We start from the raw sequence: 23,991 nt of genomic DNA, 5'->3' as shown, positions 1-23,991 counted from the left end.
TGGGAAAATTACTTTAGTTCGTTTGTTTTAATACCGTCCATATCACCGTAGTCCATATTTTCTCCGGCCATACCCCAGATAAAAGTATAATGGGAAGTTCCTACCCCAGAGTGAATAGACCATTCGGGAGACAATACTGCCTGCCTGTTCTTCATGAACAGGTGACGGGTTTCGTTAGGCTGTCCCATAAAATGGCTTACCGTCTGCCCTTCTTCGAGGTCAAAATAGAAATAAGCTTCCATTCTTCTGGCATGAGTATGGGCCGGCATTGTATTCCATACACTTCCGGGGTGTAGTTCCGTCATTCCCATCTGAAGCTGGCAGGTTTCTACAACAGAATTCACAATCAGTTTGTTGATAGTACGCTTATTCGCATATTTTTCCTCACCCAATTCCACAATTTCTGCTTCATTTTTCGTGATTTTTTTTGTGGGAAATGCATGGTGTGCCGGTGCTGAATTGATGTAGAAATAAGGTTGTCCTTCATCTGTCTTTTCAAAGATTACTTCTTTAGTCCCTTTTCCGATGTATAGAGCTTCCTTGTTTCCAAGCTCGTATACATTCCCATCTACCGTCACTTTCCCGGCACCTCCTACGTTGATGATTCCCAGCTCTCTTCTGTCCAGAAAGTTTTCTGCTTTCAGATCATCGGTAGGCTCCAGTTTCAAAGCTTTTGACGAAGGCATTACCCCTCCTACAATAAACCTGTCATACATAGAATAGACAAGTTTTATCTTATCCTCATTGAATAAATCATTGATCAGAAACTCACTCCTAAGATCTTCTGTAGTATACTTTTTAACATCTTCCGGATGATGGGCGTAACGAAATTCTGACTGTATCATACTCCTATTTTTACTTTTCTTTTTTGCGGTTTTCTCAAACCAGTTAAATTAAATGTAATCGATTGCATAAAATTACACTAAAATTGGCAGAAATACTTGTGGGATAAATATAGAATTATTCTTTAATTAGTTAACAAAAAATTAATTTAATTTTCAAAGTGATTGATTTTCAAATATATAAAATTAAAAACAATGCTTGTTTTGATTGAAATAAAAACTTTTCATTCGGAAAAAATTAACCAAAAACAGAACCAATAACCTTCAAAAATATAAAATCATGCCAAAATAAAACGATAATTACAAGATATTAAATTGATAAAAATTAAACACTTTAACAAAACATACTATATACATTATGATATATTATTAAAAACAATAAAATACAGATACAAAATCCTGTGAAAAAAGATGACAAAAATCAGAAAATATTACAAAATTTTGTTCCAAGATAATAATTCAGGGATTTTTTTGATGCAAAAACACATGAATTTTAAGTTATTTTTAAGTTTTCTAAATCTTAAAACATTAAAAAACTGAAAGATTTATGCTTAGTAACATAACATTCAAAAAAAATAAATATTATATTGATTTACAGTGTTTTAATACAATACCAATCTCCCGAATTGAATAGTTTTTTTTCATTTAAACCATCAAATTAATAAAAAAATAACATTTTTTTCTTTGCATATTGAAAAATAATATTAGTTTAGGAGCCAGAATAATGTTTTATAAAAAATTACGCAATCGATTGCACAAAAGCGTAAAAAAATATTAAAAGCTTCATGACCACTAAAGTCCGCAGAATACTTAACAGTCCTAAACAAGAAAGATTGAAAAAACTTTCAACCAAGAATTAAAACTATAAGGATATACAATGGATAAAAGAGTACAATCAATAAAGTGGTTATATTTAACTGTTTTTCTGCTTCCTGTCCTTGCAATGGCTCAAGAAAAAGAAACAAAAAAAGATAAAGAAACCAAACTGGATGATGTGGTTTTAGTGGGATATACAAAGGTTTCTAAAAAAGATGTTACCAACGCTGTTTCTTCGGTGAAAGGCGAAGCGCTTAAAGATATGCCGTCTACCAATGCTGCTGAAGCTATCCAGGGAAGACTGGCCGGAGTACAGGTTTCCCTGAGTGAAGGATCTCCCGGAGCTGATGTGGATATTGTAATCCGCGGTGGAAATTCCATTACCCAAAGCAATGCCCCACTCTATATTGTAGATGGTGTACAGATGGATAATGCCCTGACGATCTTATCACCAAAGGAAATAGAATCAATTGAGGTTTTAAAAGATGCTTCATCAACCTCTATATTCGGTTCAAGAGGAGCCAACGGTGTTGTTCTGATCACAACAAAAGGAGGCCGTAAAAAGGGAAAGACAACGATCAATTATAATGGTTTTGTAGGGGTAAGAAGCATTCAGAATAAGCTTAATGTTCTGGATCCTTATGAGTATGTACTCTATCAGTATGAACAATATTATAAGAACGGAGACCTGAAAGATATTGAAACTTTTAACACCCGTTACGGAACATTTGACCAGCTGGATAAATATAAATCTGTCAAGAATGTAAACTGGCAGGATAAACTCTTTGGAAGAGAAGCCTTCAACTTTACCCATAATGTATCTCTATCCGGAGGAAATGAAAATTCGGCATTCTCTTTAACTCTGAATAATGTAGAAGAAGACGGGATTATGATTGGTTCCGGATTTAAAAGAAATATGGCCAACTTCAGGTATGATTATGATATTTCAAAAAAACTGAGCATTGGTCTTAATGCCCGTTATAGCCGCCAAATGATTTATGGTGCGGGAACTTCTGCTTCCGGTTCGCAAACGACCAACAGATTGAGAAATGCTATAAGGTATCAGCCTTTTGAAGGAGGTTCTACGGTAGATGTTGATGAATTTGATCCTTTATTCGCTGATCAGACCAACCTCGTCAATCCAATTCTCCTGGCCAATGATGAAGTAAAAGAAAGCGGAAGAAATGATTTATTGCTTAATGCAACGCTCGATTATAAAATCAGTAAAGATTTCACTTTCCGAAGTGTAATCGGATATGTGCAGAGAGATCAGATTGTCAACCAGTTTTCCGGCCCGGTAACCAACCTTGCAAGACAGAATAATGATCAGCCTGTAGTATTTTTAAGCAATGCTCAAACCAGAAGAATTACCAATACCAATACCCTGAATTATAGAAGAACGTTTGGAAATCACAAGCTGGATTTGCTAGCGGGTCAGGAAACGGTAAGAACAGACGGAGAATCAACGTCTATTAATATCAAATGGTTCCCGAAGTCTTCTTCGGCACAGGAAGCATTTGCCAATTCACAGCTGGCTTCACCTCCGTCAGGAATGGTTCAGGATGCTCCTAAAACCGCAAGAGAAGTAGACCGTCTGGCGTCTTTCTTTGGAAGAGTAAATTATATCTATAATAATAAATATATCGCAACGGTATCCATGAGAGCTGATGGCTCAAGTGTTTTCAAGCCAGGTCCCAACCAGTGGGGATATTTTCCTGCAGCCTCTCTGGCATGGAAAATCAAGGAAGAAAATTTCTTAAAACAAAGCAATTTTGTCAATGAATTGAAACTTCGTTTAGGATATGGAAAATCAGGAAATAACAGAATCGGAGCTTTTTTATATGATACCTTCTTCACCTCTTCTTCAGACTATGGATATGCTTTTGGAACCAGTGTTACACCTGGTGCCACAACCGGAAATATCATGGCAAACCCTAACGTGAAATGGGAGACGGCAACTTCTTATAATGCAGGAATAGATTTTGGTTTATTTAAAGGAAAACTTTATGGTACCCTTGACGTCTATAAGACTCATACGAAAGACCTTTTATTACTGGCTAAAATACCCCAGACTTCCGGATATGAGTTTCAATATCAAAATTCAGGAAGCAGTGAAAATAAAGGGATCGAATTATCAATGGGAAGTACCATCATCAGTAAAGAAAACTTTTCATGGAAGATTGATGCCAATATCTCCTCCAACAGAAATACGATCAAAAGCTTAGGAAACAATGCTTCTGCAAGTTCCAATTCTTACTACTACCCTTCCGGATGGCAGAATAACCTCTTTGATTTCCTTGTTCAGGTAGGCAAACCGGTAGGAACTTATTGGGGATATGTTACGGCCGGAAGATATGAAGTGAGTGATTTTAATTATGATGCAGCCACTCAGATCTATACTTTAAAAAACGGAATTGCAAGCTCTGCCGCTGTGGCCAACGGTGCCAAAGCCATACAGCCGGGGGATCTTAAACTTCAGGATCTTAATGGCGACGGTGTCATTGACAGCAAAGACATGACTGATCTTGGAAGCGCACAGCCTAAATTCTACGGTGGTTTTACTCAGACCTTCCGTTATAAGAACTGGGATATGAGCCTTCTTTTCAATTTTTCCATCGGAAACAAAGTGTATAATGCCAACAAAGTAGAATATACAACCCAATATCTGTATAAGGATAATAACATGCTTGCTGAAGTGGCAGACCGATGGAGATGGTTTGACAACGCAGGAAATAAGGTAACAGACCCAACCGCTCTTGCCGCCCTTAATGCCAATACAACGATGTGGACTCCGCCTGCAGGGGCTTATTTCCTACATTCTTATGCTATTGAAGACGGCTCTTTCTTAAGACTGAATAACCTTACGATTGGATACAGCCTTCCAAAAGGATCTTTAGAAGCCATCGGAGTGAAAAACCTGAGACTGTATGCTACTGTGAATAATTTATTTACAATTACCGGCTATTCAGGATTTGATCCGGAAGCCAATACAAGAAGAAATCCATTAACTCCGGGAGTTGATTATTCAGCTTATCCAAGAAGCAGATTTATCTTATCAGGAGTAGATATCACTTTCTAAAACGAACGCTATGAACAAAAATAAATTTTCAAGTTTTTTCTTATCTCTTGCCTGCGTGGTTACTCTTAATTCCTGCAGTGATTATTTAGAGGTAGAAAATCTTTCCAATACCGCAGAAAAGCAACAGTTTGACTCAGCGCCGGATACTTTTGCTGCTCTTGTAGGAGTTTACAACAGTGCTATGGGTGACAATACCTATGGACAGAGAATGAACCTTATTCTTTCCCAGTCAGGAGACGATTTCAGGACGTCAGGAGATTACAATGCCAATGACAGAAGAGGAGTCAGCTGTTTTGGAGCAATTCCTACCAATACAGAATTATTAAGACCTTTCCTTGATACTTACACGGGTATTGAGAGAGCCAATCTGGTTATTAAAAACATTCCACTTTCTCCTGTGTATCAAACAGGATCCGCAGCTGATAAAAAACTGATGGACCGTTATCTTGGGGAAGCGTTGACATTAAGAGCAATGTTCTACTTTGATCTTATTAAAAACTGGGGAGATATTCCCTTTCAGGACAAACCTTCAGCTGATCTTCCTTCGGTATATTTACCTAAAACGGATCGCGACATCATTTATGATCAGATACTGGAGGATCTTGCTCAAGCTTCAACTTTAGTTCCATGGAAATCTGAAGGAGGAACTACAGCACAAAGACTTTCAAAAGCTGCTGTAAAAGGATTAAGAGCGAGAATCGCCCTGGCAAGAGCAGGATATTCTCTGAGAAGAAGCCCCCAATTAATGGTACAAGGCACCAATCCTCAGAAGTATTATCAGATCGCTTATGATGAGTGTAAAGAAATCATCAATTCCGGACAGCATAAGCTAAATCCTAGTTACGAAGGTCTTTTCAGATCACTGCATACCAACAGCCCGGATACAACGAATGAAATTATTTTCGCTATCGGAGCATTTGGAGGAAACTCACGAACAGATTCTAAAATCGGATATTATAATGGGTTAAGGCATGATGACTCAGACTGGAAATCGGCAGGAGGAATCAGTGCTATTCCTACTTATTTCTATGAATTCGGTAAAAATGATCTGAGAAGAGATGTCAATATTGCTATTTTTAGAGTAAGTACGAGCAAACAGGAGGATCTTCAGACTTCTATTAATTGGAATGATGGAAAGTTCAGAAAATCCTGGACGAGCATTACAGGAACATCCCAGAATTTAGGAATTGACTGGCCGCTCTTGAGATATGCAGATATTTTATTAATGTTTGCAGAGGCAGATAACCAAATTCACAGTGCTCCTTCTCAGGAAGCCATTGATGCTGTAATGGCTGTCAGACAAAGAGCTTATGCCGGAAATATTGGCCAGGTGGGAACCATTCCAACTTCTAAAAATGACTTTTTCAAATATATTGTTCAGGAAAGATTATTGGAATTCGGAGGCGAAGGTTTAAGAAAATATGATCTGATCCGTTGGAACCTTCTGGAAACAAAGATCAATGAAACCAGACAAAAGCTTACAGATTTCATGAACGGCACCGGAGCTTACGCGAATGTTCCCGAGTATATCTTTTATAAAAAGCCAGCTTCTACTGTTGTTAATTATGTGCCTACAAAAACGGCTCAACAAAATGTACTGGATATGGATATTTATGTCAACGGAATCAACAAAGCCGATGTTTTCTACAATCCTAACCAAAGTGTTGCCACGCCTTCAGGATATACGAAAATCAACTGGAGACTTGCCATGACACAGCCTTACATCAACGGAGATCCTGTGAAAAGTTATGCTTATTATTTCCAGCCCAACAAAAAGGAACTTCTTCCTATTGCGCTGGACGTAATCAATTCAAATTATAATCTTACTCAGGATTACGGATACTAGACAGTTTAAGTTTACATTCATATCAAAAATACAGGTTGCTCTCTTTTGGGACACAACCTGTATTTTAAACCAAAATTGCTTTATGAAATATTCCATTTTTTTAAAAAACACGGCTCTGTTTTCTGTTGCTTTGATTGCTTTATTTAACCTTCTTTCTTTCAAAACAAAGGATAAAACCATCGTGGTTTCGAAAGACGGAAAAGGTGATTTCATAACCATCCAGCAAGCCATCAATTCCATTGAAAACAGTTCTTCAACGAGAACAAAAGTTTTTATTAAAAACGGAATTTATAAAGAAAAGATTACCATCCCGGAAACAAAAGGAGCTATCCTGCTGGAAGGTGAAAATCCAGAAAAAACGATCATTACTCACGATGATTATGCCTCCAAAAAGAATCCTGAAGGGAAAGAGATCGGAACTACAGGTTCGTCTACGATATTTATTTATTCAAATGATTTTACGGCAAAAAATATTTCATTTGAAAACAGTTCCGGAAAAGTCGGACAAGCCGTTGCCGTATTAACCTCCGGCGACAGGATTGCGTTTGAAAACTGCAGATTCCTGGGAAATCAGGATACTCTATATGTAAAAGGAGCACAGGATCTTGAAGACAAGACAAAACCATCAAGAAATTATTTTAAAAACTGTTATATAGAAGGAACAACGGATTATATTTTTGGAGCAGGAACTGCCGTTTTTGAAAATTGTATGATCTACTCCAAAGAAACGGCAAGTTATATTACAGCCGCTTCTACCCCACAGGGAAATGAATTTGGGTTCGTTTTTATCAATTCAAAGATTATTGGAAATGCAAAAGACCATTCCGTCTATCTGGGAAGACCATGGAGACCTTTTGCCAGAACGGTTTATATTGACTGTGAGCTTAACAAAACTATAAAGCCAGAAGGATGGCACAACTGGAACAAGACGGAAGCAGAAAAGACCACATTGTATGCAGAAAGCAACTCAAAAGGAGCTGGAGCTACTATTGCTCAAAGAGCTTCATGGTCACATCAGCTGACCCAGCAGGAAAGAAAAAAATATACGGCAGACAATATCCTTAAAGGCAAGGATAACTGGAATGCAAAAAAGAGCTTACAATAATTTAACCTACTCCCAAAGAGAATTTTAAAATCATGGCAAAGAGCTTAATCACACTATTCGCTACCGGAATTGTATGCAGTATTTCTCCGCTGATCAATGCGCAGGAAATATTGAGTTTTCCAGGTGCTGAAGGTTTTGGAAGATTCACAACAGGCGGACGTGGCGGAAAAGTATATTTTGTTACCAATCTGAAAGATGATCATTCTGAAGGGACATTAAGATATGCCCTGAATCAGAAAGGTCCGAGATATATTGTATTTAAAACCAGTGGAACAATTTACCTGCAATCTCCTTTAAAAATAAAAGAAGGTAATGTCACTATTGCCGGACAAACCGCTCCCGGAGACGGAATTACCATTGCCAATTATGAAACATTTGTAGCAGCTGACAACGTTATTATCCGTTATCTGAGATTCAGAATGGGAGATCAGAAAAAATTTGAAGGCGATGCTTTGGGAGCCCGATTTATCAAAAATCTGATGATGGATCATTGCTCTATGAGCTGGTCTACAGACGAAACCGTTTCCATCTATGCCAACGAAAACACAACCTTGCAGTGGTGTATTGTTGCGGAAAGCCTCAGAAACAGCTTCCATCAGAAAGGGGCACATGGTTATGGCGGAATTGCCGGAGGTAAATGGGCATCATTCCATCATAATATCTATGCACATCACGACAGCAGAAATCCACGGTTAGGTGAATACGCAGGAAGTAAATTTGCATTCACCGACCTTACTGACTTCAGGAATAATGTGATCTACAACTGGGGCCACAACAGTATCTATGGAGGTGAAGGAATGAACGTGAATCTCGTTAATAATTATTACAAACCGGGCCCTGCAACCATCACCAGACAACGGATTGTCGCCATCGATAAAAATGAAAATCCAAAAACAGAAGTCTATGATATATGGGGAAAATACTACATCAACGGAAATGTGATGGAAGGAAATCCAGAAATTAGCAAAGATAACTGGACAGAAGGTGTTTTCAGCCAGATGAAGCCAAGCTACAACTTAGTAGAAAAGGATAGAAATTCTATTAAAATCAATCAGCCTCATGATATTGAAAATAACATCAAAACCCATTCTGCGGAGGAAGCTTACAGGAAAGTGCTCAAATCCAGTGGAGCAAGCCTGGTAAGAGATGCTGTTGATCTTCATGTTTTAAAAGACATTCAAACCGGAGGCTTTACTTACACAGGCTCAAAAGGAAGTAAAAACGGAATCATTGATTCTCAAAATGACACAGGTGGATTTCCCCTTTTAAAACAGGCAGTACCTCTCCTCGATTCGGACAACGACGGAATGCCGGATGAATGGGAAATAAAACATCATTTGAACCCAAAATCAGCCAATGCCAACGGAAGGGATCTTGATAAAAACTATGACAATATAGAAGTCTACATGAATGATATTGTCCGTACAATAACCGATGAACAAAACTAATAACCATGAAAAATCACCAACAGAAATCGGTAACCCAACAGGAAAAAGTATGAAACTCAGTTTATTTAAAATAATTATAGCAGGTGCTTTTATCAGCACAAATCTTTCAGCGCAGACTTCTGTGATTGAAGCCATTAAGAAAAACCCAAAAGCTGCATTTTCTTACGCTGAACTGTCTGTAAAAGAAGGCGGAAAATGGGAAGGGAATCAATACATTGGAGGGACTTTCAAAAATGTTCAGGAGCTTACAATTCCAGAAGCCCACACAGATCATTCTTCTTATATCAGATACGAAGGAATTGGTCTTGAAAATAATCAGGTTGGCTACAGACTCTATCTGGACTGGAGAAATGCCACCGACATTTTCGGTAAAAAAGTAACGGGACTCGTATTGCCTGAAGTTGGCCAGGACGGTTTTGAATCTTATCATCACTATGCTCCGTGGGGACAGGATATTCTGAAATCCGGACGTACCATTGGAATAGGCTCTTACGGAAGATATGATGAGCAGAATGATTATGTTGAAACCTTTAAAATCGTAAAAAATACGAATGTAAAAGTAGTCAATGAAAAAGATCAGTCTTATGCCCTTATTGCTTACAAAGGCTGGAAAACCTGGGGTAATCCCGTAGACCTGCAATCAAAACTAACAATTTTTCGAAAAGACCGTTTTGTAAAAGTAGACTTAAATCTGAGCAACAGCCTTTCAGGTCTGTGTACCGGAATCGTTGCTTTCAAAGATATTCCCATGAAACAGGGAATCAGTAAAAATAAAAAATGGGGTTATATTGCGACTTATGGACCGCAAACTTTAGCCAAAAAAGAAGACAATCTGGGAATGGCAGTCTTCTACCCTCTTGAAAGTTTTGATAAATACGTAAAAACAAAATCTACTCATACCATCGTTTTCAAAAAAACTAAAAATGTATCCTATTATTTTATGGGCGCATGGTCTCAGGAACCTAACGGCTTAACAACCGAAGAATCTTTTTACCAGGATTTGGATCAAAAACTGGATATTCTCGATCAAACTCACCAACTTTAAGGTTTACAATCATGAACTTTATCAATAGCTCTATTAAAATCTATGCGCTGGCAACTGTATGCTCCGGATTCTTTTTTTCCTGCGCACAAAAACCATTACAAAAAGCATCATCAGAGATACGAACGGAAGCCAATGGAAAAATTTCCTCTAAACTTCCATGGTCTCAAAGAATGCTCCTTTCTGAAATAAGCCGATTCCCACAAGCATGGATGCTGGATTACAACAAAGCCCCGAAATGGAGCTATCCCACAGCAATTGTCCTGGAAGGCGCAGAAAGATTATACGAAAAAACCGGAAACAAAGAATATTATCAGTATATCACAACCTTCGGTGATACCATGGTAAAAGAAGATGGAAGCATCGTTTCTTATGATCTCTCCAAATACAATATCGATATGCTGAATTGTGGAAATATCCTTCTCTACCTTTACCAACAGGAGAAAAAAGACAAATATTTAAAAGCTTTACAAACCCTTCGCTCTCAGATAGATGGTCAGCCAAGAACTTCAGAAGGCGGTTTCTGGCATAAGAAAATTTATCCTAATCAAATGTGGCTGGACGGATTATACATGGGTGAACCATTTTACGCACATTACACTCACTATTTTTCAAAAGGTGAAGAAGCTGAAAAAGCTTACAGTGATATCATCAACCAGTTTGATCTGATTCAGAAGCATCTTTTAGACAAAAAAACAGGGCTGCTTTATCACGCCTGGGACGAAAGCCGTCAACAGCAATGGGCCAACAAAGAAACAGGTCTTTCACCCAATTTCTGGTCGAGAGCAATGGGCTGGTATGGAATGGCAATAGTAGATGTTTTAGACCATTTGCCTCAAAATCATCCGGGAAGAACAAAACTACTTACCTACCTCAAATCTTACTGTGATGCCGTCATCAAAGTACAGGATTCCAAAACAGGACTTTGGTATCAGGTATTGGATAAAGGCGGAGAAAAAGGAAATTATCTGGAAGCTACAGGCTCATCTATGTTTGTATACACCATGATAAAATCTGTCAACAAAGGATATCTACCCCAATCGTATAAAGCATCTGCAAAAAAAGGATACGAGGGTATTATCAAAAACCTTATTACAGTAGATGAAAACGGTATTGTCAGCTTAAATAAATGCTGTGCAGTAGCCGGACTAGGCGGAACACCCTACAGAAGCGGTTCTTATGAGTATTACGTGAATGAAGAAGTACGTTCCAATGACCCGAAAGGAACAGGACCTTTTATCCTGGCAAGTTTAGAATTTGAAAAATAAAAAAATTGGGAAATTATCATCCTTGTCAAGGATTGGTAAGTCAGGTAAAGTATAATTGATTGTATGAAGACAAAAAGTATTGTAAATATTATTGCCATTACAGCTTGTTCAGCGGCTTCAGCATACCTTCAGGCACAGGAAAAAAACTATGTTTCCGAAGTCTGGACTGCTGATCAGGGAAAAAACTACAGAAATCCTATTTTATATGCAGACTACTCTGATCCGGATGTTATCCGTGTGGGCAGCGATTATTATATGACGGCATCCAGTTTCAATGAAACTCCAGGGCTTCCTATCCTTCATTCTAAAGATATGATCAACTGGAAATTGGTTAATTATGCCATTCAGGACATCCTTCCTCTTGAACATTTCTCGACCCCGAAAAGAGGTGACGGAGTTTGGGCACCAAGCATAAGATTCCACAAAGGAGAATTTTATATTTATTGGGGAGATCCTGATTTCGGAATTTATATGGTAAAAACCAAAGATCCGTTGGGAACCTGGGAAAAACCGGTTTTGGTAATGGAGGGAAAAGGATTAATAGATTCCTGTCCGTTCTGGGATGAAGACGGAAACGCTTATCTTATTCATGGGTGGGCGGGAAGTCGTGCAGGAGTAAAAAGTATTCTGACTCTGAACAGAATGAATCCTGAAGGAACAAAAGTTCTCGATAAAGGAATTCATATTTTTGATGGGCATGACACTCATCCTACCGTTGAAGGACCTAAACTATATAAAAGAAATGGCTACTATTATATTTTTGCTCCTGCTGGTGGTGTAGCTACAGGATGGCAGTTGGTATTGAGATCAAAAAACATTTATGGTCCTTATGAAGAAAAAATAGTATTGGAGCAAGGCTCAACAGCCATTAATGGACCCCATCAGGGAGCATGGGTAGATACTCCTTCCGGTGAAGACTGGTTTTATCATTTTCAGGATGTGGATGCCGGAGGAAGAATCATTCACCTACAGCCGATGAAATGGGAAAAAGACTGGCCGGTAATGGGAGTGGATTATAATAAAAACGGAATAGGCGAACCTGTTTCAACCTATAAAAAACCTGATATTGGACAATACTACCCTGCTTTAACACCTCCGGAAACCGATGAATTTGATGGTGAAAAATTAGGATTACAATGGCAATGGAGTGCGAATGAAAATATTGTATGGTCTTCCAAAATTCCCGGACAAAAATTTTTAAGACTCTTCTCTATAAAAGTTCCGGAAGGAGAAAAAAACCTTTGGAATGTACCTAATCTCTTAACTCAAAAATTTCCAGCTCCCAATTTTGCAGCCTCCACAAAGGTGAAACTGACTCCGGAAGATGCCAAAGAAGGAAAAACAGCAGGATTATTAATCATGGGGCTAGATCATGCATCTTTAGTGATCACCAACAAACCTGATGGGTATTATCTCCAACTCAGGAAAGCAGAAAAAGCAGAAAAAGGCGGGGAAGAAAAAATACTGTTTGAAACTCCATTAAAAAGTAACGAAGTCTATTTGAAAGTTAATGTAAATGAACCTAATGGTTTATGCCAGTTCAGTTACAGTGAAAATGGTAAAAATTTCATCAAAGCTGGTGATATTTTTCAGGCAAAACCAGGCAAATGGATTGGAGCAAAAGTAGGCCTGTACAGCATTAGTACAGCAAAAGCACCTCGTGGAGGACATGCAGATTTTGAATGGTTCAGAATTACAAAGAAATAAAAAGTCATGAAGAAAAATCTACATAAAACCGTTTACTTTTTGTTCAGTCTAATTCTCTTATCAGCATGCCAGTCCCAGGATAAGGCACAAAAAACGATTACAAAACAGTATAAAAAAGTTACCCATATCTACCTCATCGGAGATTCCACCATGGCCGATTACACCGGAAATTATGATCCCGGAAAAGACTATATGAAAGTGCGGTATCCCATTACAGGTTGGGGGCAGGTTTTTCAGCCTTTCTTTGCAAAAGACAGCATTGAAACTCTGAGACCAGCTTTCACAACTGATTCGGTAGTCATAGTTGACAGAGCTCATGGCGGAAGAAGTACACGAACTTTTTTCCAGGAAGGAAGATGGCGTTATGTGTATGAGCATCTTCAGCCCAATGATTATGTGATTATGCAATTCGGACACAATGATGGTTCAGAAAAGCATCCCGAACGTTATGTGAATATTCAGGGATATAAAGAATTTTTACGGTTATTCGTTTCTCAGACGAGAGAAAAAGGAGGAAGTCCTGTTATTGTAACTCCTGTAGCAAGAAATTATCCGTGGAAAGACGGAAAACTTGAAAATGTACACGGTGAATACTGGCAGGCTCCTATGGATGTCGCTAAAGAAATGAACGTTCCTTATATTGATTTAAACAAACTATCCATGGAGTATTTTACTAAAAAAGGACAGAATTTTACCACCAGTCATTATTTTATGAATCTTCCGGAAAATACGTATGAAGCCTTTCCTAAAGGGCAAAAAGACAATACTCATTTTCAGCCTGAGGGAGCAAAGATAGTTGCTGCCCTGGTCTATCAGGAATTTAAAAATATAATTAAAACTCAAAAAAAATAACATGAAGAAGTCACTTACCATTATCAGTTTAGCAGTAACCATGATGTTTTCCGGGCATGCCTATGCTCAGAATCTGGATATTTATAAAAACATTGAGTTTACAATGCCTCAGGTTGTGGAAACATCTTTTCCAGCCTATACGGTTTCCATTACCCAATTTGGTGGAGTTTCAGGCGGAAATGTAAAAAATACACTTGCTTTCAAAAAAGCAATCGATGACCTTAGCAAAAAAGGAGGCGGAAAACTGGTAGTGCCAAGGGGAATGTGGTTAACAGGTCCTATTGAACTGAAAAGCAACATTAATCTTCATGTAGAAGAAGGAGCGTTTATTATTTTCAGTAAAGATAAAAATGATTACCCATTGGTAGATGTAAGTTTTGAAGGGTTAAACACTACACGTTGCCAATCTCCTATTTCAGCAAAAAACGCCACCAATATCGCCATCACAGGCAAAGGAGTCATTGATGGAAGCGGAGATGCCTGGAGAGCCATTAAAAAAAGCAAATTGGCAGAATCTGAGTGGAAAGAAATCGTAAAATCCGGTGGAATATTATCTTCCGATGGCAAAACATGGTATCCTTCAGAAAGCTATAAAAAAGGATTTGAAAGCAGCTCAAGCTTCAATGTTCCCGATAAAATCTCAAAAGACGAACTGAACACAGTAAAAGATTTTCTGCGTCCGGTGATGGTAAGTCTGGTGGGTTGTGACAAAGTATTGTTAGATGGTCCGACCTTTCAGAATTCCCCGGCGTGGAATCTTCATCCTCTGATGTGCTCCAATCTGATTTTAAGAAACCTTACCGTAAGAAACCCATGGTTCTCTCAAAACGGTGATGGTGTAGATCTTGAATCTTGTAAAAATGTATTGATCTACGACAATACATTTGATGTGGGTGATGATGCAATCTGTATTAAATCTGGAAAAAATGAAGACGGCAGAAAAAGAGGAATGCCTACTGAAAATGTCATCATCAAAAACAATATCGTATATCATGGACATGGAGGATTTGTCGTAGGAAGTGAAATGTCCGGAGGTGCCAGAAATATTCATGTTTCCGACTGTACTTTTATCGGAACAGATATCGGGCTTCGTTTCAAAACAACCCGTGGAAGAGGCGGAATTGTAGAAAATATTTACATCAAAAATATTGATATGATTAATATTCCGACACAGACAATCGGTTTTAATATGTTTTATGAAGGCTCTTCCCCCGTTTTGGAAGACGGACAGAAACAGGAAGGCAATAAAACCCCGGAAAAAGTATATCCTGTAACAGAGGAAACTCCGATTTTCAGAAATATATTCTTTAAAAACATCAATGCGGTTAATTCGTATGAAGCCATTACCTTATTTGGACTTTCCGAAATGAACCTTAAAAACATAGTGATTGAAGATTCAAAATTCGATACAAAAAAAGCATTGACTATTGTTGATGCAGACGGAATTCAGTTGAAGAATGTAACCCTGAAATATACGGAAGGAACGGGAGCAACGGTTTATAACAGTAAAAATATCAACCTGTCTACTGTGAAATTTGAATCACCAATAAAACCTTATATCAAAGTCTTAGGAAACAAAACCAAAGATGTAACAGTACCTAAAGATTTACTATCTGATAAAAGCACTGTTTCTATAGGAACGAGGTAGCTAGAAATGCAGTAAAATAAAACTGAAATTATACAAACCATTAAGATGAGTTAAATCTTTAAGAATATTAAGCAGGACTTTGCACTACAAATTCCACTTAAAAATCAGAAGGATTTTCTTCATTCATCTTAATAGCTTAAAATTCTTAATGGTTTCAATGTAAAAATCTGACAAAATGATTTTTAACAAAAGACATACTTATATTTCTATTTTCTTTGTAGGGACGATGGCATTCGGGCAGGTAAGCAGACCGAATGCTACTCCTTACACCAATGAAGGAACTTTTGAAAAATTAAAGAAAAAACATCCCTCCATTAGCCCTATTGATCGTCCTGTTCCCCCCAATATTAAAATCGACAAGGATATTGAATACAAAAACATCAACGGAACATCATTAAAAGCCGATGTATACTACCCTCTTGATGATTCAAAAAAGCATGCAGGAATTGCAATGGTTCACGGTGGTGGATGGATTTCCGGAAGCAAGGATAATGAAAAATATATGGCTATGGAATTAGCTTCAAAAGGATTTGTAGTCATTGCTGTTGGTTATCGCCTTGCGGATGCTGCAAAATATCCTGCCGGAATTGAAGACATAGAAACCGCTATTCAATGGTTAACTACACATCACAAAAAATATTCTTTAGACAAAAAGAAGATAGTTGTTTTTGGGGAGTCTGCCGGAGCGCAGATGGCAACCCTGGTAGGCGTAAAAGCCAAAAACAAAATAAAGGCAATCATCAATATTGACGGAATTGTTTCGTTCATCCATCCTGAAGCTGAAGAAAGTACTTACGCCTCCTATTGGCTGGATGGAGACCGGAATACCAATCTCAAAAACTGGACGGAAGCTTCACCGCTAGAATATGTTGATAAAAATACTCCGCCTACTCTTTTTATCAACAGTTCACAGCCCAGATTTCATGCAGGAAGAGATGATATGATGAAGAAGCTTCAGATTTATAAAATTCCTGCTGAATTTCATGAGATCAAAGATTCTCCACACTCATTCTGGTCTGCAGAGCCATGGTTCACTGAAACATTGAACTATACTGTTGATTTTTTAAATAAAGTGTTGAAATAATTTTTAACCGGATCTTATGAAAAAATTATTTTTAATTCTGTTCCTGCCAATCGTTCAGTTTCTATGGACACAGAGCAAACCTTACATCACCATTACAGTGGCTCAGGATGGAAGCGGAGATTTTACCACCATTCAGAAAGCAATCAATTCAGTAAGAGATCTTGGACCAGCAGAAGCTTTAATTAAAATCAAAACAGGAATCTATTATGAGAAAGTGATTATTCCTTCTTCGAAACATAAGATCACACTGGAAGGGGAAAACAGAAACAATACGATAATTACCAACAATGATTTCTCCGGAAAACCTGATGCTTTTCATGAAAAGATGACGACTTTCAACTCCTATACTCTTCTGGTAATGGGTGATGATATCAAAATCAGCAATCTGACCGTTCAAAACAGTTCATGCAATGAAGGACAGGCGGTTTCGCTTCATGTAGAAGGAGACCGTTTTGTAATGAAAAACGCTGATATTATTGGTTGTCAGGACACTTTTTATGCTGCAACCAACCATAGCAGGCAGTATTTTGAAAACTGTTATATAGAAGGAACTACCGATTTTATTTTCGGGCAGGCAACCGTTGTTTTTAAAAACTGTACGATTAAAAGCTTAGCCGATTCTTACATCACTGCTGCCGCCACGGAAATTGACAGAAAATACGGATTGGTATTTTTGGATTGTAAGCTTATTGCTAAAGATGAGGTGTCTAAAGTGTATCTCGGAAGGCCATGGAGACCGTATGCTAAAACAGTTTTTATCAATACGGAAATGGGAAAACACATTCTGCCCGAAGGCTGGAATCCCTGGAAAGGAGACAAAATGTTTCCTGATAAAGAAAAAACCGCTTATTACGCAGAATACAGAAGCAAAGGTGATGGTGGAAATCCTTCAAAACGGGTAAGCTGGTCTCATCAATTGACAAAAAAAGATCTTAAAAATTACACCTTAAAGAAAATCCTTGATGGCTGGAACCCTAAATAAATAATTGTTGGATAATCGCAGAGGCGCAAGGTTTTGAATACATCATGCTCTTTTAAGACGCAAGAAAATCAGAGATTTTCAGCAAGATGTTACTACCAATTTTATCAGAGATAAAAAACTTGCGTCTTTACGCTTCCCCAACCTTTTTGCTCAACAATGTAGGATCTTCGATTTCAAGACAAAAGAATTATAATAAATAAAATAAAAATGAATAAAAAACTTACCCTTCTCATCCTCTTCCTGTCCATCCTCACTTATGCACAACAACCTACTTTATTCCTCATTGGTGATTCTACCATGGCCAATAAAGAAAATCCGGATAAAAACCCGGAACATGGCTGGGGGCAGATGCTTCCCTCTCTTTTGACCTCTGGAATTTCCCTTCAGAATCATGCAACTAACGGGAGAAGTTCAAAGAGCTTCATAGCGGAAGGAAGATGGAATAAAGTGATGAATCAGCTTAAGAAGGGGGATTTTGTGATCATCCAGTTTGGACATAATGACCAGAAAATCAATGACTCAATACGATTTACCAATCCGTATACTCAATACAGAGCCAATCTTGAAAGATATGTAACTGAAGCGAGATTAAAAGGTGCTATTCCTATTCTGATGACGTCTATTGTCAGAAGAAATTTTAATGAGAACGGTGTTTTGGTGGATACACATAAAGAATATCCTTTGGTGGTCAGAATGGTTGCCAATGATCTTAAAGTTCCTTTTGTGGATTTACAATTATTGTCAGAGCAGCTGGAAATTTCCTATGGTCCGGAAAACTCAAAAAAACTGCATCTGCATTATAAAAAAGGTGATGAACCTTATTATCCGGAAGGAAAAGATGACGATACCCATTTGTCAAAGCTGGGTGCAGAATCTATTGCAAAACTGGCTGTAACTTCTTTGAAAGATCTGAAAACAGGCTTAGAGAAGTATATTAAATAATACGAATTGTACAGATCGTACAAAATTTTAATTAAAAAAGATAAAATGAATTTCAAAAAAGAACCATTCTTTAATGGGAACACTGCATGGGAAGATTTAGGAAATGGTATTTCCAGGCAGTTTGTTGGATATAATTCCCAGATAATGATGGCGATTGTAAAATTTGAAAAAAATGCTGTAGGAGTTTTGCATCAGCATTTTCACTCTCAGATCACATATGTCGCTTCCGGAAAGTTTGAAGTTACAGTAGATAATGAAACAAAAATTTTACAGGAAGGTGATGGCTTTTTTGCACAGCCCAATATTTTCCATGGGGTAAGGTGTCTTGAAGAGGGAAAGCTCATTGATTCATTTACACCTTTTCGGGAAGATTTTTTTGTTTAATAAGATAAATAGAGGTTGGAAAAACGCAAAGGCGCAAGGTTTATTTGAAATACTATCCGTTTTTAAGACGCAAAGATTTTATCTCCGATAAAATTGAACAACAAATATTTTATGAGTTTCTTCATGTTTTGCAAGTCGAGCCGATCATCATGAAAAGATCCGCGAGATCTGTGAAATCTGTGAGAAAAATTTAATAAAAACAAAGCATTAAAAATATAAAATACTGCCATTTTTAATGAACAGTTTAAAATAACAAATCAATATTTAAACAAAATATAAAATGCAACCGATTGATCAAATAAAATATTCAACATTATAATTATATAAATATTAATATATTAAAATATAAAATACTTTAATATTAATACTATAATTTTACACCAGAACAAATCACAAAATATAAACTATGAAAACAACGTTTAAGACGGCCTTATTAACAGCCGCTCTAACCTCTGCTTTTGCTTTAACCGGATGTGGTCAGGAAGAAATCAACAATGACCTTACACAAAGCGAACTCAACATTAAAAATGCTCTCGCACAAAAGATTGTTCCTCTGGCCAATTGTGTAGCTCCGGGATGGGCTTCTCAAAATGGAGGAACTACCGGTGGCGGAACAGCAGCAGAAACAACCGTTTCCACCTACGCTCAGTTAAAAGCGGCTATTGAAAATACAGCTGTGAAAGTGATCAAAGTAACAGGAACCATTACCATCACTACCCGTTTATCGCTTCAGGATCAAACAGGAAAAACAATCTATGGAACAAGCGGAGCCAAACTGGTTTCTACAAACCAGACCAAAGATGGTTCAGGCATTATCAATATTAAAAGATGTAACAATATTATTATCCGAAATCTGATTTTTGAAGGTCCGGGTGCTTATGACACCGATGGTTGGGATAACGCTATTCTTGACGACTGTAGAAATGTATGGATTGATCATTGTGAATTCAGAGACGGGGTTGACGGTAATTTCGATATCAAAAACAAATCCGACTATGTTACGGTTTCCTATACCAAATTCCATTATCTGAAAGCCCCAAAACCAGGAGGTTCGGGAGGAACCGATGATCACAGATTCTCGAACCTTATCGGATCCAGCGACGGCGCCACTGCTGATGCCGGAAAACTGAATGTCACTTTTGTCAGATGCTGGTGGGCACCTGGATGCAGAGAGCGTATGCCAAGAGTAAGATTTGGTAAAATTCATATCCTGAACAGCTATTTCAACAGTTCTGTAAGCAACAAATGTATTGCAGCAGGAGTTCAGGCGAATATTCTGGTAGAAAGAAATGTTTTTGAAAATGTAAAAGAGCCTATCAACCTAATGAGTGGATTTACAGCAGTAACCCAATCCGGAAGCAGTTTCATCAATGTTACCGGAAATACAGCAGGAAGCGGAACAGCATTCACTCCGCCATACAGTATCACAAAACTTAACGTGGCAGATGTAAAGGCAGATGTAACAGCTAATGCGGGCGCTACTTTAGGAGGAAATGTTTGTGATCAGTTTTAAAAGAAGGCTTTAATAATAGCAATAATAAAAGGAAGAGGGCGTCTCAGAAATGAGATGCTCTTTTTTTATTTGAAAAAAATAAGCGGGTTGAAACCCGCTCCTGTTAAAGATCTATTATTCAATCAGTTTATTTTTCTCAAGCCATTTTGGATATTCTTTAGCTAAAAGTTTTTCTGCAAAATCACCAAACCAGCTATATCCGTTTCTTCTTTCTTCCGAAACTTCATTATAATTGTATTTTACACTTCCGTCACGGTCTCCAAACAAAGGTTTATTGGTATGAATATCATAAAACCTTGCCCAGATCACAGAATTTTTATCTTCAGCCAATACTCTAACTGCTTTACCATTCTGTTTGGTAACATTGTAGCTATATCCCTCTATTTTATTCTGCTTAAACCACGCTACTGCTGCTTTTATTGACTTTTCTATTTCGGGAGTCACGGGTTGCTGCATCAAAAACCTTATAATTCCTACTGATTCTCCCGTAGCCAATGAAACAGGTTCAAAAGCTCTTGCCTTATCCGGTTGCAAAGTAATTTCATGATACTGATCAGCCCAGATGGAAGGATTTCCCTTTTGAACTACCTGAGTTTTTAAAATACATCCAATACCTTTCTGAACAGCTATTTTTGATTTTTCTTTTAAAGAAGATGAAATCACATCAAAATTATTCTTGCCTTCCGCAGCATTGTACAAAACAGTAAGAGCATTGATCATCGCATTATCGTTGTAAGTCACCTGCTTTCTATAAAGCCCTGTATTGGGATAATACTGTGGGAATCCTCCATTTTCATACTGCATCAGAAGGAGATAATTGATTCCTTTTTCTGCAGCTTTTAAATATTCTGGATTTTTGGTAGTGGCGTACGCTTTAATCAAGCTGTTGATTTCTCTGGATGTTGCATTATTATCAATCGTTGCATGATCATCCCCGGTAGATTTTATCTTTCTTAAAAGATTTTTATCAATCGGCAGACTATAGTTTACCACCGACTTATCTTCCAGCTGTTTTCCCCAGCCACCATTAGGAAGCTGATAGATCAGCATTTTTTCCGCCAGAGTATCCTTAATCTGGGCAGAATAAGTTACCGACAGTAGTCCTAATGCACATGTGTATATTTTTAGATTCATTTTATATTATTTAAAAAATTACCACTTCATTACTCTCCTACTTCCACCACTAATGGTTTTGCAATGATACTAGCCTGCTTCTGAAGCATTTTCTCCCAGTCTTTCTCTGTTTGAACCTGCCCACTTTTCTGCCAGGCAAACCCGGCATAATAAGTTAAGGTTTTATAAGGCTTGGTAATAACATATAAATTACTTTCATCAGGAACATTAGAGGTAAAAGCAATTGATTTTTCAACGATTTTCGGATTTATAACAATTCCTTCTCCCACAAAAGCATCGTCTATTTTCTCCCAGTGAAGATAATATCCGTTTTGATCATTCAGTTGGGTTTTTCCTTCATTTTTATGCAACGTAATTCCGATAGTATAATTAGGAACAGGTTTTTCTGATTCAAAAGCAGATTCAAACTTAGAAAAGTTGGAACCCAGATCCAAAGAAACTCTTTTGGTTTCTTTCACTTCATATTCACTCCATGGCTGATAAGTCAGTTCAAAAACTGTTCTTAAAGGACCTTCAGCAATTGTTCTGGAAGTAACAAAGTTTTGGGAAACCTGAAGTTTTTCATTTTTCCAGATTCCAATTCCACCTGTTCCTCTGCTATTTCCCACATGGTAAGGGTCATAACCTTCCCCTCTTGTATCTTTATGATAATACATAGGATCTGTAAGATAACCTTTATACCATTTGTTGATAACAGGCTGGTCTGTTCTTTTCAGCCAGATGTCCACACCGCTTGAAAGTGTACTGCTTTTTATTCCCTGCAAAGCTTCCTGCTGGCCTTTTGGACCATATACCCTGAAAGCAATTTTATCATTTTCCCAGGCGTAATCATCTACTCTTTCCGGGACTAATCTCGAATAGGTAGAAATTCCGATTCCCGGAATTTGAACACTCCCATCCGCAACAATAGAGTATACATTGGTCTTTCCTGCATCAATATTCACCAGAAAAAGTAATTCTTCATTTTTTCCATCAGCATCATAATCTATCCATTGAATTGGTAACCATTTCCCTTTTGCATCTTTTATTCTAAGTTCCTCCTCACTGTTTTTATGTAAGAATGACTTCAGCATAGTCCTGGGAATTGCCACTACCTCATTTCTGGAAAAATCCAAAGAATTAACAACCTTTACAGATCTTTGACCATATAAAAAACACGAAAAAATGCAACCGATTGCGCAAATTAATTTAAAACTTACTTTATTCATACATAGAGGTCTACAGTTTCTCCAAAAATAGAAAATATTTTCAATATAGAGATTATAAACTTAGAGTTTCATCATAGGCAATAGTAACTGATAGCTCATAAATGATCCTACTCTTCAATTCCTCCATCATCATCCTGTAAATAATTTAAAGTTCAATAAAACCCAATGACACCATTTTAAAACAAACAGTGTCATTTTTATTTCGACAGAAAATAATCAACACCAGAATAAATAACTAATAACCAAATATTTAACTATTAAACAACTTATCCATAGAACCATTAGGACATGAGCGAAAAATAACACCATATGAATGAAGCCTGCATAAAGTACATTTAAACCATAATTTACCGAACGGCTTATCTTTATTAAACAACTACACTACATTGAGTCACAAATTCCTCAAACTTCCGATCTCTATTTTGCAAGATTGGTCCGTGACCGAAGCAGAGTATGGCTGGGTTCAGTTCTGCCAGTTTCTGAAGCGATTTGATGTTACGCTGCTGATCTGATGTGAATATGTTTGGCGGAAGCCGCAAGCCCGTCGCTGTTGTGAGCAGGTTCATATTGGTCGCCGCATCTCCGATGATCAGTACACCATCTTGCTCACGGAATAAAGAAATATGACCTGCCGAATGTCCGGGAGTTTCTATTACCCGAAAGTTTCCGATCCTATCATTTTCAACGATTGTCTGATCTACTTTGTGTCCCTGCCCTGCCCAATATTTTTGTTGAAGCTTTGCTACCCAATGCCGGGGAGTTGGATAGTCATTGGTTACCCTACCTGTTTCGGTTCTAAAAACTTCATCAGGATGACAGAGCAAAGGTATTCCGAACTCAGCGCATATCTGATCGCTGCAGCCTTGGTGGTCTGCATGAGCATGGGTCAGCACATGTTGATAAACGGGGATTTTCTGGAGAGCTTTCCTTATAGTGGCATACGAACTCCGTATTCCGGAGTCTATCAATACACCTTCGATAATATAGCAGTTGATACTATTTCGTGGCATCAGTGAAATCTGGAATACCTCGGGAGCAATTTGACGTAACATCGTTTTTTTTGTGCAAATCTACATCGCTGATCAGAGCTG

At 37.7% G+C, this 23,991-nt stretch carries 18 protein-coding genes; 14 read left to right on the top strand and 4 right to left on the bottom strand.

The window, feature by feature from the left end; genetic code table 11:
• Positions 1–8 precede the first annotated feature (8 nt).
• The gene (gene kduI, locus CQ022_RS02735) at positions 9–845 is read right to left on the bottom strand and encodes a 5-dehydro-4-deoxy-D-glucuronate isomerase (RefSeq protein ID WP_105682463.1); all 837 of its coding nucleotides are present in this window, start codon (positions 843–845) and stop codon (positions 9–11) included.
• 874 nt (positions 846–1,719) lie between these two features.
• Between kduI and CQ022_RS02730 the strand changes: the two genes are divergently transcribed.
• The 14 genes from CQ022_RS02730 to CQ022_RS02665 all read left to right on the top strand — a co-directional run bounded on the left by CQ022_RS02730 (position 1,720) and on the right by CQ022_RS02665 (position 20,558).
• Positions 1,720–4,737 carry a SusC/RagA family TonB-linked outer membrane protein gene (locus tag CQ022_RS02730; RefSeq protein WP_105682464.1) on the top strand — a complete coding sequence of 1,006 codons (3,018 nt, stop codon included), beginning with the start codon at positions 1,720–1,722 and terminating at the stop codon, positions 4,735–4,737.
• A 10-nt stretch (positions 4,738–4,747) separates the two neighbouring features.
• The gene (locus CQ022_RS02725) at positions 4,748–6,583 is read left to right on the top strand and encodes a RagB/SusD family nutrient uptake outer membrane protein (protein WP_105682465.1); all 1,836 of its coding nucleotides are present in this window, start codon (positions 4,748–4,750) and stop codon (positions 6,581–6,583) included.
• A gap of 82 nt (positions 6,584–6,665) precedes the next feature.
• The gene (locus CQ022_RS02720) at positions 6,666–7,688 is read left to right on the top strand and encodes a pectinesterase family protein (RefSeq protein WP_105682466.1); all 1,023 of its coding nucleotides are present in this window, start codon (positions 6,666–6,668) and stop codon (positions 7,686–7,688) included.
• Between the two features lie 32 nt (positions 7,689–7,720).
• Complete coding sequence (locus CQ022_RS02715; protein ID WP_105682467.1) at positions 7,721–9,136, top strand: polysaccharide lyase family 1 protein; 1,416 nt, start codon at positions 7,721–7,723, stop codon at positions 9,134–9,136.
• Positions 9,123–10,181, top strand: coding sequence for a DUF4861 family protein (locus CQ022_RS02710; RefSeq protein ID WP_228421661.1), 1,059 nt, complete (start codon positions 9,123–9,125; stop codon positions 10,179–10,181). The genes CQ022_RS02715 and CQ022_RS02710 overlap by 14 nt, the downstream gene beginning before the upstream one ends.
• 11 nt (positions 10,182–10,192) lie before the next feature.
• A complete protein-coding gene (locus tag CQ022_RS02705; protein WP_105682468.1) occupies positions 10,193–11,446 on the top strand; it encodes a glycoside hydrolase family 105 protein in 1,254 nt (417 codons plus the stop codon).
• 63 nt (positions 11,447–11,509) lie between these two features.
• The gene (locus CQ022_RS02700) at positions 11,510–13,153 is read left to right on the top strand and encodes a glycoside hydrolase 43 family protein (RefSeq protein WP_105682469.1); all 1,644 of its coding nucleotides are present in this window, start codon (positions 11,510–11,512) and stop codon (positions 13,151–13,153) included.
• 6 nt (positions 13,154–13,159) lie between these two features.
• The gene (locus tag CQ022_RS02695) at positions 13,160–14,005 is read left to right on the top strand and encodes a rhamnogalacturonan acetylesterase (protein ID WP_105682470.1); all 846 of its coding nucleotides are present in this window, start codon (positions 13,160–13,162) and stop codon (positions 14,003–14,005) included.
• Position 14,006: 1 nt separating this feature from the next.
• Positions 14,007–15,653, top strand: coding sequence for a glycoside hydrolase family 28 protein (locus CQ022_RS02690; RefSeq protein WP_105682471.1), 1,647 nt, complete (start codon positions 14,007–14,009; stop codon positions 15,651–15,653).
• A 175-nt stretch (positions 15,654–15,828) separates the two neighbouring features.
• Positions 15,829–16,737 (top strand): alpha/beta hydrolase, encoded by a 909-nt coding sequence (locus CQ022_RS02685; RefSeq protein WP_105682472.1) that lies wholly within the window; start codon positions 15,829–15,831, stop codon positions 16,735–16,737.
• A 16-nt stretch (positions 16,738–16,753) separates the two neighbouring features.
• Entirely contained in the window at positions 16,754–17,719 is a 966-nt protein-coding gene (locus tag CQ022_RS02680) for a pectinesterase family protein (RefSeq protein ID WP_105682473.1), read from the top strand.
• A gap of 207 nt (positions 17,720–17,926) precedes the next feature.
• The gene (locus CQ022_RS02675; RefSeq protein ID WP_105682474.1) at positions 17,927–18,661 is read left to right on the top strand and encodes a rhamnogalacturonan acetylesterase; all 735 of its coding nucleotides are present in this window, start codon (positions 17,927–17,929) and stop codon (positions 18,659–18,661) included.
• A gap of 45 nt (positions 18,662–18,706) precedes the next feature.
• Positions 18,707–19,045 (top strand): cupin domain-containing protein, encoded by a 339-nt coding sequence (locus CQ022_RS02670; protein WP_105682475.1) that lies wholly within the window; start codon positions 18,707–18,709, stop codon positions 19,043–19,045.
• A 406-nt stretch (positions 19,046–19,451) separates the two neighbouring features.
• Positions 19,452–20,558 (top strand): polysaccharide lyase family 1 protein, encoded by a 1,107-nt coding sequence (locus CQ022_RS02665; protein WP_105682476.1) that lies wholly within the window; start codon positions 19,452–19,454, stop codon positions 20,556–20,558.
• A 114-nt stretch (positions 20,559–20,672) separates the two neighbouring features.
• Here CQ022_RS02665 and pelA read toward each other — a convergent pair whose 3' ends face one another.
• From pelA to CQ022_RS02650, 3 genes are all read right to left on the bottom strand, one after another.
• A complete protein-coding gene (gene pelA, locus CQ022_RS02660) occupies positions 20,673–21,692 on the bottom strand; it encodes a pectate lyase (RefSeq protein ID WP_105682477.1) in 1,020 nt (339 codons plus the stop codon).
• Positions 21,693–21,721: 29 nt separating this feature from the next.
• On the bottom strand, positions 21,722–22,900 hold the full coding sequence (locus tag CQ022_RS02655) for a DUF4861 family protein (protein WP_105682478.1): 1,179 nt from the start codon (positions 22,898–22,900) through the stop codon (positions 21,722–21,724).
• A gap of 368 nt (positions 22,901–23,268) precedes the next feature.
• Positions 23,269–23,952 (bottom strand): MBL fold metallo-hydrolase, encoded by a 684-nt coding sequence (locus tag CQ022_RS02650; protein WP_105682479.1) that lies wholly within the window; start codon positions 23,950–23,952, stop codon positions 23,269–23,271.
• Between the last annotated feature and the right edge of the window lie 39 nt (positions 23,953–23,991).

Source organism: Chryseobacterium culicis, from assembly GCF_002979755.1.
Taxonomy (GTDB): Bacteria; Bacteroidota; Bacteroidia; order Flavobacteriales; family Weeksellaceae; genus Chryseobacterium; species Chryseobacterium culicis_A.
Note: the sequence above shows the minus strand (reverse complement) of the source record. Positions and strands in the feature narration are given on the sequence as shown.